Origin of the sequence: Flexivirga aerilata, assembly GCF_013002715.1 — a bacterium.
Lineage (GTDB): Bacteria > Actinomycetota > Actinomycetes > Actinomycetales > Dermatophilaceae > Flexivirga > Flexivirga aerilata.
This window is the reverse complement of the sequence record NZ_JABENB010000002.1, coordinates 657,533-671,747: the sequence shown is the minus strand read 5'-3', so window position 1 is coordinate 671,747 and position 14,215 is coordinate 657,533. Positions and strand designations below refer to the sequence as shown.

Sequence of the window (14,215 nt, the reverse complement as noted above, 5' to 3'; positions counted from 1 at the left end):
GTCCCGTCCGCCGACGGCCCGTGCCCCATCCGACGTGAGAGGTGCCATCATGGCCGACCCCCGAGCAGACTTCCGCAGCAACCTCACCGCGCAACTGGACGCCCAGCTGTCCGCCGCCGATGCGGCGCTCGCCTCGCAATATCCGGGCGCGGCGAGCGGCCGCCACCCGGTGCACACCGTCTATGTGCCCGCCGACCGGTGCACCGCGCAGGCGATCGGCTCCTTCGGTCCGACCGCGCTGGAGCTCCTTGCGTCATACGCCCCGGATGCGGGTGAACTCGCAAGCGCTACAGGGCATTCCGTCGACGACGTGGCGCAGGTCTACGACCGGCTCACCAGCAAGCTGAGCCGCGAACCGATCGAGGACCTGCGCGCGGACTTCGAGGACGGTTACGGCGTGCGGAGCGACGACGCCGAGGACGCGCACCTGCAGCAGGTCGTCGAGGCCTTCGCGTCGCTGCAGTCCGCCGGGACGCTCCCGGCCTGGCGCGGGATCCGCTTCAAGTCCTTCGAGGCACCCACCCGGGCGCGCGGGCTGCACACGCTCGTGGACTACCTGTATGCCGTGCGCGACGCGGGCCTGCTCGATGCCGCCGCGCTCCCGCACACCGTGCTGACCCTGCCGAAGGTCACCGGCGTCGACCAGGTCGTCGCGATGACCGCGGCCTGCGGCGCACTCGAGCGCGAGCTCGACCTGCCGGCCGGTGGCCTCACCTTCGAGATCCAGGTCGAGACCCCGCAGGCGATCCTCGGCGCCGACGGCCTGGCGGCGGTCGCGCCGATGGTGCACGTCACCGAGGGCCGGGTCACGTCCCTCGTCTACGGGACCTACGACTACAGCGCCGGTCTCGGCATCGCCGCGCCCTACCAGGCGCTCGACCACCCGGCCGCCGACCACGCCAAGGCCGTCATGCAGGTTGCCGCCGCCCAGACCGGCGCGCGGGTGTGCGACGGATCGACCAACGTCGTCGCCTTCGGCGACCGCGAGGCGGCCCACGCGACCTGGGGGCTGCACGCGGCGCTCGTCGAGCGCTCGCTCGTGCGCGGGATCTATCAGGGCTGGGACATGCACCCGGGCCATCTGGCGTCGCGCTACCTGGCCAACTTCCTGTTCTTCCGGCGCGCGCTGCCGAGTGCGGCGGCGCGCCTCGCCGCCTACCTCGACAGGTCGGCCGGTGGCGACGTGATGGACGAGCCGGCCACGGCCCGGATGCTCGCGGCGGCGCTGTTGCGCGGCGTGCACTGCGGCGCGCTCGATGCGACCGAGGTCGAAAAGTCCTCTGGCGCAGGCATTTCCACGCTCAGTGCGCTCGCGCGCTGAGCGGCGACGGATCTGACCGAAACGGTTGACCGCACCCGGGGAGCATGACACGCTTACGTCATTCGAAATTTGGATTCCGCATTACGGAATTGGAGCCAGCATGACGAACACTCTCCGCCCGTGGGTCGCGAACATCTCGATGCTGTTCGCCGACCTGCCGTTCCTCGCCCGGCCCGCCGCCGCCGCTGCCGCCGGTTTCACCGCCGTCGAGTGCTGGTGGCCGTGGCCGACCGCCACCCCGACCGAGCAGGAACGCTCCGACTTCGTCACCGCCGTCGAGGACGCCCGGGTGCACCTGACCGGGCTCAACTTCTTCGCCGGCGACATGCCCGCCGGCGAACGCGGCATCGTCTGCCTGGCGGCGCGGCGTGGTGAGTGGGAGGCCAACCTCCCCGTCGTTGCCGCGCTCGGCGAGCGACTCGGCTGCCGGCAGTTCAACGCGCTCTACGGCAACCGGGCACCGGGCGAGGATCCCGCGACCGCCGATGCGTATGCCGTGGAGGCCCTCGCCGCGGCGGGCGCCGCTGTCGCCGGGATCGGCGGCACGGTCCTGATCGAGCCGGTGAGTGGCAGCCCGACCTACCCGGTCAAGACGGCCGCCGACGCCGTCAGCGTGATCGACAGCGTCGCCGCGGAGACCGGCACCCGCAACCTCGGATTCCTCTGCGATCTCTACCATTTGGCGATCAACGGGGACGATCTCACCGCCGTCGTCGAGCGCTATGGCGACCGGGTTGCGCACGTGCAGCTCGCCGACGCACCTGGTCGCGGCGAACCCGGCACCGGCGACCTCGACCTCGACGGTCCGCTCGATGCACTCATCGACCGCGGCTATCGCGGCCGGGTCGCCCTGGAGTACAAGCCGTCCGGCGACACCGCCCGCGGCCTCGACGCCTGGCTGCCCCGGGCCCACCGCGCCGGCACAGCCACACCCACGCTGGTCGAGTAGCCCCACCCGCTGGTCAAGTAGCGGCGAGGAACGAGCCGCGCCCTCGCTGGTCGAGTAGCGGCGAGGAACGAGCCGCGTATCGAGACCACCACCACCCCGCTGGTCGAGTAGCGGCGAGGAACGAGCCGCGTATCGAGACCAGCACCCCAACAACCCTCTCCCACCGCACAACTCACCCGAAGGAGCCAGGAGTGAGCACGAACAACCCCCACCACGAGACGACCGTCGCCTTCATCGGCCTCGGCATCATGGGCAACCCGATGTCGGTCAACCTGCAACGCGCCGGCTTCGCGGTGCGCGGCTACAACCCGCCTCCGGCCCGCACGGACGCTTTGGTCGAGGCAGGCGGCACCGCCGCCGAGAGCGTCGCGGCAGCTGTCGACGGCGCCGACATCGTCTGCGTGATGGTGCCGGACTCCCCGGACGTCCAGGACGTCCTGCTCGGCGACGACGGAGTCTTCGCCCACGCCGCACCCGGCACCCTGGTGATCGACTTCTCCACCATCCGCCCCGACGTCACCAGCGACCTGGCAAAAACCGCGCAGGAGAAGGGATTCCGGCTGATCGATGCCCCGGTGTCCGGCGGGGAGGCGGGTGCGAAGTCGGCCAAGTTGTCGATCATGGTCGGTGGCGCGGATGCCGACTTCGCGCAGGCACAGCCGGTGCTCAACGCGGTCGGCGCGACGATCGTGCACGTGGGCGGCAACGGCGCCGGCCAGACGGTGAAGGCGGCCAATCAGCTCATCGTCGCCGGCAACATCGAGTTGCTCGCCGAGGCGGTCGTCTTCCTCCAGGCCCATGGCGTCGACCTCGACGCGGCGCTCGACGTGCTCGGCGGCGGACTGGCCGGCAGCGCCGTGCTGGACCAGAAGCGCGCCAACGTCACCTCCAACACCTTCGACCCGGGCTTCCGGATCGACCTGCACCACAAGGACATGGGCATCGTGACCGCGGCCGCCCGCGAGGCCGGCGTCGCTCTCCCCCTCGGTGCGGTGGTCGCCCAGCTGGTCGCCTCGGCGCGCGCCTGCGGCGACGGGAAGCTGGACCACAGCGCGCTGCTGCGCGGCGTGCGCCGCCTGTCGGGGCAGTCGCCGGACGGACAGGAGGTCGCGTCATGACCCGCATGCGAGCCGTCGACGCCGCTGTGCTGATCCTCGAGAAGGAAGGATCCACGCAGCTTTTCGGCCTTCCGGGTGCGGCGATCAACCCGTTCTACAGTGCGCTGCGCGCCCACGGCCGTCTGCGGCACGTGCTGGCCCGTCACGTCGAGGCTGCGTCGCACATGGCCGAGGGATACACCCGCGCCCGTGCCGGCAACATCGGCGTGTGCGTCGGCACCTCCGGGCCGGCGGGGACCGACATGATCACCGGCCTCTACTCCGCGCAGGCCGATTCGATCCCGATCCTCGCGATCACCGGTCAGGCACCGGTCGACAAGCTGCACAAGGAGGACTTCCAGGCGGTCGACATCGCGGCGGTCGCCGGACCGGTCACCAAGTGGGCCAGCACGGTGATGGAGCCGGGCCAGGTGCCGGGCGCGTTCCAGCGGGCGTTCCAGCTGATGCGCTCCGGCCGTCCCGGTCCGGTGCTGCTCGATCTGCCGATCGACGTGCAGCGGGCCGAGATCGACTTCGACATCGACACCTACGAACCGCTCCCGGTCGACAAGCCGGCGATGACCCGGGCACAGGCGGCGCGGGTGCTCGACCTGCTCACCGCGTCGCAGCGGCCGCTGATCGTGGCCGGTGGCGGGGTCGTCAACGCCGACGCGTCCGCGGCGCTCGTCGAATTCGCCGAGCTGACAGGGGTTCCCGTCATACCGACCCTGATGGGGTGGGGCGCGATCCCGGACAACCACTCACTGATGGCCGGGATGGTCGGGCTGCAGACCTCGCACCGCTATGGCAACGCATCGCTCCTGGAGTCCGACTTCGTCCTCGGCATCGGCAACCGGTGGGCCAACCGCCACACCGGGTCGGTCGCGACCTACACAGCCGGTCGCACGTTCGTGCACATCGACATCGAACCCACCCAGATCGGAAGGGTTTTCGCGCCCGACTATGGGGTCGTGTCCGATGCCGGCGCTGCGCTGGAGCAACTCGTCGCGCTCGCTCGCGAGCGTGGCGCGCTGCCCGACCGCACGGCGTGGGCCGACGACTGCCGCGCACGACGCAGCAGTCTGCAGCGCAAGACCAACTTCGATGCGGTGCCGATCAAACCGCAGCGGGTCTACCAGGAGATGAACACCGCCTTCGGGCCGGACACCCGCTACGTGTCGACCATCGGGCTGTCGCAGATCCAGGCGGCTCAGCTGCTGCACGTCTTCGCGCCACGGCACTGGATCAACGCCGGTCAGGCCGGTCCGCTCGGCTGGACCGTCCCGGCGGCGCTCGGTGTCGCCGCGGCCGACCCGGAGGCCACCGTCGTCGCGCTCTCGGGAGACTACGACTTCCAGTTCCTGATCGAGGAGCTTGCCGTCGGCGCACAGTTCCACCTGCCCTACATCCACGTCGTCGTCAACAACGCCTACCTCGGACTGATCCGCCAGGCGCAACGTGGCTTCGACATGGACTACTGCGTCCAGCTGTCCTTCGACAACGTCAACTCCGCCGAGCTCGGCGGATACGGCGTCGATCACGTCAAGGTCGCGGAAGGCCTGGGCTGCAAGGCGATTCGGGTGACCGAGCCCGACGACATCCTGCCGGCGCTGGAGTTGGCGAAGAAGCTGCTGGTGGAGTTCGAGGTGCCGGTCGTGGTCGAGGTGATCCTGGAGCGGGTCACCAACGTGTCCATGGGCACCGAGATCGACAACGTCGTGGAGTTCGAGGAACTGGCCGCGTCCGGGGCGGACGCACCGACCGCGACGATCGCCATGCTCGACTGAGTTGGATGAGAATGCGGGCATGAAGATCGTCGTCGCGGTGGACAAGTTCAAGGGATCGCTGTCCGCGGCCGACGTCGCACACCACCTTCGCATCGGTATGACGGGAGCCGCACCCGGCGCGGCGGCCCCGAAAGTGGTCGAGGCCGCCGAGGTGATCGAGGTCGTCGAGGTGCCGATCGCGGACGGCGGGGACGGCACCGTCGACGCCGCCCTCGCCGCCGGCTACCGGTCGTCGCCGGTGGAGGTCGACGGGCCTACCGGCGCGCCGGTCTCGACCTACATCGCGACGCTCCCCGACCGTGCGGTCGTGGAGCTGGCCTCGACGTGTGGACTGCAGCTGCTGCCCGGGGGTGTCCCGGCGCCGATGACGGCCTCGAGCCGGGGCGTCGGTCAGGCGATCCGCGCCGCGGTCGAGATGGGTGCCCGCGACATCGTGATCGGGGTCGGTGGTTCGGCGAGCACCGACGGCGGCGCCGGTCTGCTCCAGGCTCTCGGCGCGCAGCTCACCGACGCGTCGGGCGCTGCGATCGGTCCGGGCGCGACGGCACTGGCCGGGTTGCGCGGCGCCGACCTGACCCCGGCTCGCGACCTGCTGGCCGGCATCGCACTCACCCTCGCCAGTGACGTCGCCAACCCGTTGCTCGGCGCCGACGGCGCCGCCGCGGTCTACGGCCCGCAGAAGGGCGCGACGGCCGAGCAGGTGCTCGAACTCGACGCATTGCTCGGCGGATTCGTCGATGTCCTCGCCACGGCTGACGCCGGTGCACGAGACGTGGCGGCGCGTCCAGGCGCCGGCGCGGCAGGTGGGGCCGGCTACGCCGCGCTCCTGCTCGGCGCGTCCTTCCGGCCTGGCATCGAGGTGGTGCTGGATCTCGTCGGACTGGACGACCACCTCTCGGATGCCGATCTGGTGGTGACCGGCGAGGGCTCGCTCGACGCGCAGAGCCTGCAGGGCAAGGCGCCGGTCGGGGTGGCGGCAGCCGCCGCACGCCACGGTGTGCCGGTCGTTGCGGTCGCCGGCCGGGTCACGCTCACCGAGACCGAGCTGACCGGCGCGGGCATCAGCCGCGCTTATCCGCTCAGTGACCTCGCACCCGACACCGCGACCTCCATCCGCGACGCCGGCGCCCTGCTGGAGTCGATCGGTGCCCGTATCGGCGGCGACCTCGACACCCTCCTTCGACCCCGCACCAGTGAGGCACGATGACCCACACCGCAGACCTGATCGTCCACGCCGACCGTGCGGTCGTCGACGGTATCGAGCAACCAGCGACCGTCGTGGTCAATGCCGGACGCGTAGCCGCCGTGCTGACCGGACCAGACACGTCCGGCGAAATCGGCTGGCAGGCAACCGCAACCGTCACGCTCGACGCGGACCACGTGCTGCTCCCCGGCATGGTCGACACCCACGTGCACGTCAACGAGCCGGGCCGCACCGACTGGGAGGGCTTCGCCACCGCCACCCGCGCGGCCCTCGCCGGTGGCACCACCACGATCGTCGACATGCCGCTCAACAGCCTGCCGCCGACGACCACCGCCGCGGCCCTGGAGACCAAGCGCGACGCCGCGCGACCGCAGGTGTGGGTCGACGTCGGCTTCTGGGGCGGCGCCATACCCGGCAACCTCGATGATCTGGAAAAGCTCGACGCGGCAGGCGTTTTCGGCTTCAAGTGCTTCCTCGCCGACTCCGGTGTGCCGGAGTTCCCGCCGCTCGCGGCCGACGAGTTGGTGACCTACCTGCGCCGGTGCGCCGAGCTGGACGCCCTGCTCATCGTGCACGCCGAGGACGCCGCGACCCTCGCGGCGACCCCGCCGACGCAAAGCAACCGCTACACCGACTTCACCGCCTCCCGCCCCGACGCCGGCGAGGTCACCGCGATCGAGGCGGTGATTGCCGCAGCCGAGGAGACCGGCGGGCGGGCGCACATCCTGCACCTGTCCAGCGCCGCGGCGCTGCCCGCGATCCGCGCGGCCAGAGAGCGCGGAGTCCGGCTGACGGTCGAGACCTGTCCGCACTACCTCACCTTCACCGCCGAGACCATCCGGGACGGCTCGACCGCGCACAAGTGCTGCCCGCCGATCCGCAGTGATGCCAACAGATCTCAGCTGTGGGAGGCGCTGGCGGACGGCACGATCGACTGCGTCGTCAGCGACCACTCACCGAGCACGATCGACCTCAAGCAGGGCGACCTGGCGAGCGCATGGGGCGGGGTCGCGAGTGTGCAACTCGCGCTTTCCGCCGTCTGGACCGAGGCCCGCCGGCGCGGGCACACCCTCGCCGACGTGACCGGCTGGATGGCGAGCGCGCCTGCCGACCTGGTGGGCCTACGGCAGAAGGGCCGCATCGCGGTCGGTGCCGACGCCGACCTGGTCGCCTACTCCCCCGACGTCGAGACCGCGGTCGACGCCGCGACGCTGCAGCACAAGAGCAAGCTGACGGCATACCAGGACCTCACCCTCGCCGGCCGAGCCGACCGGATCTGGTTGCGCGGCAACGAGATCGGCCTCGACAGGTCACCGACCGGCACCCTGTTGCGACACGAAAGGACACCATGAGCGGCTACTACACGCCACGCGGAGGGCTCCCCGCGCAGACCGACCTGACGACGGATCGCTCGATCTTCACCGAGGCCTACGCGGTGCTGCCCGCCCGCACGATGACCGACATCGTCACCAGCAACCTGCCCTTCTGGGACGCCACCCGGCTCTGGGTGCTCGCCCGCCCGCTGACCGGCTTCAGCGAGACGTTCTCGCAATACCTCGTCGAGGTGTCGCCGGGCGGCGGCAGCGACAAGCCGGAGCTCAACCCCGCCGCGGAGGGTGTGCTCTTCGTGGTCGACGGCGCGCTGGAGCTCGACCTCGCCGGTGAGCAGCACTCATTGCGGCCCGGCAGTTACGTTTTCGTCCCACCGGGCACTAGGTGGTCGCTGCACAACACCAGCGACGCGACCGCGACCTTCCACTGGATCCGCAAGAGGTATGACGCCGTCGACGGCATCGACGCCCCGGACGCGTTCGTCACGCACGAGTCCGACGTGGAGGCGGGTGCCATGCCGGACACCGACGGGCGGTGGACGACCCAGCGTTTCGTCGACCCCTCCGACGTGCGCCACGACATGCACGTCAACATCGTCAATTTCGAGCCCGGCGGGGTGATCCCGTTCCCGGAGACGCACGTCATGGAGCACGGCCTCTACGTGCTCGAGGGCAAGGCGGTCTACCTGCTCAACAGGGACTGGGTCGAGGTCGAGGCGGGCGACTTCATGTGGCTGCGCGCCTTCTGCCCGCAGGCCTGTTACGCCGGTGGGCCCGGCCGCTTCCGCTACCTGCTCTACAAGGACGTCAACCGGCACGCGGCGCTGAACCTGCCGTAAGCGGGCGGCGCCATACGCCCTCCGTTACCCATCGGTCAAGACCCCGCGCGCCCGCGCGAGCCTGGCCGGGTGGAGGATGGAGGCACCGACAACGAAGTCGCATGACGACGCGAGTGCCACATGAGAGGAGCCACTCATGGCGCGCGAGGACGCAGGACCGATCCTCAACGGAATCCCCAGCCAGCTGCCCGACATCGACCCCGAGGAGACCCAGGAATGGCTGGACTCCCTCGACGGCGTCATCGACGAGGGAGGGCAGGCACGGGCGCGCTACGTCATGCTCAAGCTGCTCGAACGCTCGCGGCAGCGGCAGATCGGGGTGCCGTCCCTGACGGCGACCGACTACATCAACACGATCAGCCCGGAGGCCGAGCCCTGGTTCCCCGGTGACGAAGAGGTCGAGCGCCGCTACCGCGCCTGGATCCGGTGGAACGCCGCGATGATGGTGCACCGCGCGCAGCGCCCGGGCGTCGGTGTCGGCGGCCACATCTCCACCTATGCATCGGCCGCGACCCTCTACGAGGTCGGCTTCAACCACTTCTTCCGCGGCAAGGACCACCCGGGCGGTGGCGACCAGGTCTTCATCCAGGGCCACGCCTCCCCCGGCATCTACTCCCGCGCGTTCCTCGAGGGCCGGCTGTCCGAGGACCAGCTCGACGGCTTCCGCCAGGAGCACTCGCACATCGTGCAGGGCCAGCGGATGGGGCTGCCGTCATACCCGCACCCGCGCAACATGCCCGACTTCTGGGAATTCCCAACGGTTTCCATGGGCATCGGCCCGATGAACGCGATCTACCAGGCGCAGTTCAACAAATACCTGCACGCCCGCGGGTTCAAGGACACCAGCCAGCAGCACGTGTGGGCGTTCCTCGGCGACGGCGAGATGGACGAGCCCGAGTCGCGCGGCCTGCTGCAACTCGCGGCCAACGAGGAGCTCGACAACCTCACCTTCGTCATCAACTGCAACCTGCAGCGACTCGACGGACCGGTGCGCGGCAACGGCAAGATCATCCAGGAGCTGGAGAGCTTCTTCCGCGGCGCCGGCTGGAACGTCATCAAGGACATCTGGGGCCGCGGCTGGGACCCGCTGCTCGCGGCCGACCGCGACGGCGCCCTGGTCAACCTGATGAACTCCACGCCGGACGGCGACTACCAGACCTTCCGTGCCAATGACGGCGCCTACGTGCGCGAGCACTTCTTCGGCCGCGACCCCCGCACCCGCGAGATGGTCAAGGACTGGTCCGACGACGACATCTGGTGGAAGCTCAAGCGCGGCGGGCACGACTACCGCAAGGTGTATGCCGCCTACCGCGCCGCCACCGAGCACCACGGTCAGCCGACGGTGATCCTCGCCAAGACGATCAAGGGCTACAGCCTCGGCACCCACTTCGCCGGCCGCAACGCCACGCACCAGATGAAGAAGCTGGCGCTGGACGACCTGAAGAACTTCCGCGACTCGCTGCAGATCCCGATCAGCGACAAGCAGCTCGAGGACAACCCCTACCTGCCGCCGTACTTCCACCCGGGCGAGAGCGACCCGGCGATCCAATATCTCCGCGAGCGCCGCGAGAAGCTCGGCGGCGGGGTGCCGAGCCGTCGGCACACCACCAGCGCGCTGAAGCTGCCGGACGACAAGGCGTATGCCGTCGCGAAGAAGGGCTCCGGCAAGCAGGAGGTCGCGACCACGATGGCCTTCGTGCGCATCCTGCGAGACCTGATGCGCGACAAGGAGTTCGGCAAGCACGTGGTGCCGATCATCCCCGACGAGGCCCGCACCTTCGGGATGGACTCGTTCTTCCCGACCTCCAAGATCTACAACCCGCACGGCCAGCACTACACCTCGGTCGACGCCGAGCTGATGCTCGCCTACAAGGAGGCGACCGACGGGCAGATCCTGCACCTCGGGATCAACGAGGCGGGCTCGGTCGCGGCGTTCACCGCGGCCGGCACGTCATACGCCACGCACGGCGTGCCGATGGTGCCGATCTACATCTTCTACTCGATGTTCGGCTTCCAGCGCACCGGCGACTTCATCTGGGCGGCCGCCGACCAGATGGCGCGCGGCTTCCTGATCGGTGCGACCGCGGGGCGCACCACGCTGACCGGCGAGGGCCTGCAGCACGCCGACGGTCAATCGCATCTGCTGGCGGCGACCAATCCCGCTGTGGTTGCTTACGATCCGGCATACGGCTATGAGGTCGCGCACATCATGCAGGACGGTCTGCGGCGGATGTTCGGGGACAACCCGGAAAACGTCATCTACTACCTGACCGCCTACAACGAGCCGATGCAGCAGCCGGCGGAGCCCGCCGACGTCGACGTCGAGGGCATCCTGCGGGGCATGCACCGCGTCGCCGAGGGCAGCACCGAGGGCGTGGGCGAGGACGCACCGCACGCGCAGCTGCTGGCGTCGGGCGTCGGGGTGCCGTGGGCGCTCGAGGCGCAGCAGTTGCTGAAGGACGACTGGGGCGTGGTGGCCGACGTGTGGTCGGTGACGTCCTGGAACGAGCTGCGCCGCGACGGTGCCGCCGCGGACGAGCAGGCGTTCCTGCACCCCGAGGACGAGCAGCGCGTGCCCTACGTCACCCAGCGGCTGGAGGGCACGCAAGGTCCGGTGCTCGCGGTGTCGGACTGGATGACCGACGTGCAGGAGCAAATCCGGCCGTGGGTGCCCGGCGACTACGTCGCGCTCGGCGCCGACGGTTTCGGCTTCAGCGACACCCGCGCGGCGGCCCGGCGTTATTTCCACATCGACGGCCCGTCACTCGCGGTGCGCACCCTGCAGACGCTCGCCAAGCGCGGCGAGATCGACCCGCAGGTGCCGCGCGACGCCGCGGCGAAGTACGAGTTGCTCAACGTCCAGGCCGGCACGTCCGGCAACACCGGCGGCGACGCGTAACCACGCCGGGCGGTGGGTCTCGATACGCCTCCCCCGCTTCGCTCCTCCGGCTACTCGACCAGCAAACGCTGGTCGAGTAGCGGCGGGCCCAACGGTGGTCGAGTAGCGGCGAGGAACGAGCCGCGTATCGAGACCCCCGCCCCTAAACGAAAACCTCCGACCGGGCGAGCGTGCCGAGGTCGACGTGGTCGGTGATCAGCGCGTCGACGCCGGCGTGCAGGAACGTCGTCATCTCGGCGAGCACGTCGCCGAAGTCGGCGTCGGACGCGGTCGAGCGCAAATCCGTTGGCAGGAAGGCGTTTTCGGCGCGAAACGTCCAGGTGTGGACGCGTAGCCCGGCGTCGTGCGCCGACCGCACCAGCCCGGTCGGGCCGCGCAGACTCCCGTCCGCACGCCGCGGGATCACCTGGTCCTTGCTCGGGCCGACCCCCGTCGCCCACTTCCGCAGCCGTTGCAGACCGGCCGGTTGCAGCAGCTCGTCGTAGCAGCGCCCGGGCAGGTCGACCGGTCCGCCCTCCGCCTCGGTCAGCAGGATGCTCGGCGCCTGCAGGCCGAGCTCCTGCCGCAGCCGCATGAGGCTGGTCGGTTCGAAGGCCTGCACGAAGACCGGCGCGCTCGGCCGATCCAGTCCGGCGCTGCGCAGCCCGGTCACGAGCGGTCGCTCCAGGTCCAGCCCGATCGATCGGTGCCAGGTGGTGTGCTTCAGCTCCGGGCTCAGCCCGATCACCCGGCCGAGCTCACGCGAGAGCCGTGCGCGCAACCGCAGCAACTCCTCGAAGGTCGCGATCCGCAGCCGCCCCTCATAGATGGTGTTCGACTGCCGCAGGGTTGCAAAGCGCTCGCGGGCCCAGAGCGACTTCAGCTCCGCCACGGTGAAATCGCAGACGAACCAACCGGTTTGGGTCTCGCCGTCGATCTCCCGGGTCGTGTGGCGATCGGCGAACTCCGGGTGGTCGGCGACGTCCGTCGAGCGTGACAGCTCCGCGTCGTGCCGGCATACCAACACGTGGTCTCGGGTCGCCACCAGGTCGGGTTCGAGGGAGTCGGCGCCCATCCGCGCCGCCAGTTCATATGACGCGAGCGTGTGCTCGGGCCGATATCCGCTGGCACCGCGGTGACCGACCACGAGCGGCTCCGCGCCCAGCCGGTAGGCCGCTCGCCGGGGATCGAGGGTCGCCGTCGGCTGATCGGTGATCGCCATCGCTCGTTGCCGCTCCCGTCGGGCTCGAGGTCGCCGGACACTACGCCGCTCAGTCGACCGGCCGCGGGAGACGTCGGCGCGGCATACGGGCACCGTGTCGCTGACGGTTCGATGAACAGCCGGGACCAGCAGCCAGGACCAACAGCCACGACCAGCCCGGAGCGCGGTGGCCACCACCGGCCGCCTCGCCAGCGTGACTACAAAACTGATCATTTGATCAGTAGCATGGTGGTCATGGTTGACGCGAGGACTCACACAGGGGACGACCCTTGTCGGGCGGCCGGGGCGGAGAACGGGACCTGGATCCGGGCCGCGCGGCCGGTCGAGCCCGACGCGATCAGCCACGCCGTGCTGTCGCGTACCTGTGTCGCCGAGCTCGTCGACCGGGTCGGGCCCGGGCCTATCGGCTGGGCGGTCGAGGTGGCGGGCGGCATGGCGCAGAGCATCCTCGCGGTGATCCCCGAGCTCGGCGTCGACGGGTTCGTCCAGGAGATGCGCAAGGGGTGCGAGGCGGTCGCGGTCCAGACCGTGGCCGCCCTGGCCAGGGAGAACTTCGACCTCGACGCCGTCCTCTCCCCCGAGGTCTTCGCGGGGCCGGCCGAGGCGGTCATCCGCGGCGTCGGCATCGAGCACATCCTGCGCAGCATCCAGGTCGCCCACACCTACGCCCACCACCAGTTCGTCGAGGCTGCTTCGCACAGCCTGCCTCCCGAGGAGAGATTCGCCGCGCTGCGCCTGATCTCCGAGCGGCTCTTCGCCATCACCGACCTGCTGTCGTCCCGGATGGCGGCGGAGTTCAGCCGGGTGCAGGCGGCCTGGCTGACGACCTCGGCGGCGGTGCGCATGGAGTTGGTCGACGACATCCTGAGCGGCGCGGAGGTCTCGTCGGAGCGGGCGACGAGGGTGCTCGAGTACGACCTGACCCGACGCCACACCGCGCTCGTCGTCTGGGTCGCGGACGCGGCGCAGCCCGGCCCGGGCGTGCTGGAGTCGACGGCGGCCCAGGTGCTGCGCGCGTCGGGACACTCCGCCGCCCTGGTCCTGCCGATCGGTCGGCGCCGCGTGTGGGCATGGGGTTCGACCGTCCGCGGCAATGCCCCGCCTCCGAGCATCGGCTCCTACGAGCCCACCGTCGGCGTTCAGGTCGCCGCGGGCCTGCCCGGAGCGGGAGTGTCGGGCTTCCGGACCAGCCACGGCCAGGCGCTGGAGGCGGCCCGGATCGGCATGGCGTCCAAGCAGCCCCGGCGGGTGTGGGACTACGGCGACGTCGACATGCTGACGATGCTGACGCACCGTGACGACGTCGCGCGCCAGTTCGTACGCCGGGAGCTCGGTGACCTCGCCGCGCCGGGCGAGGCGGCCGGTGTCCTCCGGGCGACGCTGAAGTGCTATCTGGACAACGAACGCAGCCTCAACGCGGCAGCCGGGGCGCTGCACGTGGCGCGCAACACCGTCGCCTACCGGGTCGGGCGGGCCGAGGCCCTGCGCGGACGTGGGGTGGGCGACCGGCGCATGCAACTGCAGGCCGCACTCGCGCTCGTCGAGGAGTTCGGCGACGAGTTCGCCGTCACCAACGCGGATGCCTGA

Annotated in this window: 10 protein-coding genes; 9 read left to right on the top strand and 1 reads right to left on the bottom strand. The window is 70.4% G+C overall.

Features of this window, described 5'->3' with window-relative positions:
• The first annotated feature begins 49 nt into the window (after positions 1-49).
• The 8 genes from HJ588_RS14995 to aceE all read left to right on the top strand — a co-directional run bounded on the left by HJ588_RS14995 (position 50) and on the right by aceE (position 11,427).
• Positions 50-1,321, top strand: a complete 1,272-nt coding sequence (locus HJ588_RS14995; protein WP_171156971.1) for a DUF6986 family protein — start codon at positions 50-52, stop codon at positions 1,319-1,321.
• A 100-nt stretch (positions 1,322-1,421) separates the two neighbouring features.
• Entirely contained in the window at positions 1,422-2,270 is an 849-nt protein-coding gene (locus HJ588_RS14990) for a hydroxypyruvate isomerase family protein (protein ID WP_171156970.1), read from the top strand.
• 191 nt (positions 2,271-2,461) lie between these two features.
• Entirely contained in the window at positions 2,462-3,388 is a 927-nt protein-coding gene (locus tag HJ588_RS14985) for a 2-hydroxy-3-oxopropionate reductase (RefSeq protein ID WP_343036745.1), read from the top strand.
• On the top strand, positions 3,385-5,154 hold the full coding sequence (gene gcl / locus HJ588_RS14980) for a glyoxylate carboligase (protein WP_171156967.1): 1,770 nt from the start codon (positions 3,385-3,387) through the stop codon (positions 5,152-5,154). The genes HJ588_RS14985 and gcl overlap by 4 nt, the downstream gene beginning before the upstream one ends.
• A 19-nt stretch (positions 5,155-5,173) precedes the next feature.
• The gene (locus tag HJ588_RS14975) at positions 5,174-6,361 is read left to right on the top strand and encodes a glycerate kinase (RefSeq protein ID WP_171156965.1); all 1,188 of its coding nucleotides are present in this window, start codon (positions 5,174-5,176) and stop codon (positions 6,359-6,361) included.
• Positions 6,358-7,710, top strand: a complete 1,353-nt coding sequence (allB, locus tag HJ588_RS14970; RefSeq protein ID WP_171156963.1) for an allantoinase AllB — start codon at positions 6,358-6,360, stop codon at positions 7,708-7,710. Before HJ588_RS14975 ends, allB begins: the two co-directional genes overlap by 4 nt.
• On the top strand, positions 7,707-8,528 hold the full coding sequence (locus HJ588_RS14965) for a bifunctional allantoicase/(S)-ureidoglycine aminohydrolase (RefSeq protein ID WP_171156961.1): 822 nt from the start codon (positions 7,707-7,709) through the stop codon (positions 8,526-8,528). Before allB ends, HJ588_RS14965 begins: the two co-directional genes overlap by 4 nt.
• Before the next feature lie 136 nt (positions 8,529-8,664).
• Positions 8,665-11,427 carry a pyruvate dehydrogenase (acetyl-transferring), homodimeric type gene (gene aceE, locus HJ588_RS14960; RefSeq protein WP_171156958.1) on the top strand — a complete coding sequence of 921 codons (2,763 nt, stop codon included), beginning with the start codon at positions 8,665-8,667 and terminating at the stop codon, positions 11,425-11,427.
• 142 nt (positions 11,428-11,569) lie between these two features.
• On the opposite strand, the gene HJ588_RS14955 is transcribed toward aceE, so the two are convergent.
• Positions 11,570-12,628, bottom strand: a complete 1,059-nt coding sequence (locus tag HJ588_RS14955) for a glycerophosphodiester phosphodiesterase family protein (protein WP_171156957.1) — start codon at positions 12,626-12,628, stop codon at positions 11,570-11,572.
• Between the two features lie 234 nt (positions 12,629-12,862).
• On the opposite strand from HJ588_RS14955, the gene HJ588_RS14950 reads away from it, so the two are divergent.
• Positions 12,863-14,215: a PucR family transcriptional regulator gene (locus HJ588_RS14950; protein ID WP_171156955.1), complete on the top strand. Its 1,353-nt coding sequence runs from the start codon at positions 12,863-12,865 to the stop codon at positions 14,213-14,215.

Coding starts and splice junctions, on each gene's coding strand:
- HJ588_RS14995 (WP_171156971.1), top strand. CDS start 50: ATGGCCGACCCCCGAGCAGACTTCCGCAGCAACCTCACCGCGCAACTG.
- HJ588_RS14990 (WP_171156970.1), top strand. CDS start 1,422: ATGACGAACACTCTCCGCCCGTGGGTCGCGAACATCTCGATGCTGTTC.
- gcl (WP_171156967.1), top strand. CDS start 3,385: ATGACCCGCATGCGAGCCGTCGACGCCGCTGTGCTGATCCTCGAGAAG.
- HJ588_RS14975 (WP_171156965.1), top strand. CDS start 5,174: ATGAAGATCGTCGTCGCGGTGGACAAGTTCAAGGGATCGCTGTCCGCG.
- allB (WP_171156963.1), top strand. CDS start 6,358: ATGACCCACACCGCAGACCTGATCGTCCACGCCGACCGTGCGGTCGTC.
- HJ588_RS14965 (WP_171156961.1), top strand. CDS start 7,707: ATGAGCGGCTACTACACGCCACGCGGAGGGCTCCCCGCGCAGACCGAC.
- aceE (WP_171156958.1), top strand. CDS start 8,665: ATGGCGCGCGAGGACGCAGGACCGATCCTCAACGGAATCCCCAGCCAG.
- HJ588_RS14955 (WP_171156957.1), bottom strand. CDS start 12,628: ATGGCGATCACCGATCAGCCGACGGCGACCCTCGATCCCCGGCGAGCG.
- HJ588_RS14950 (WP_171156955.1), top strand. CDS start 12,863: ATGGTTGACGCGAGGACTCACACAGGGGACGACCCTTGTCGGGCGGCC.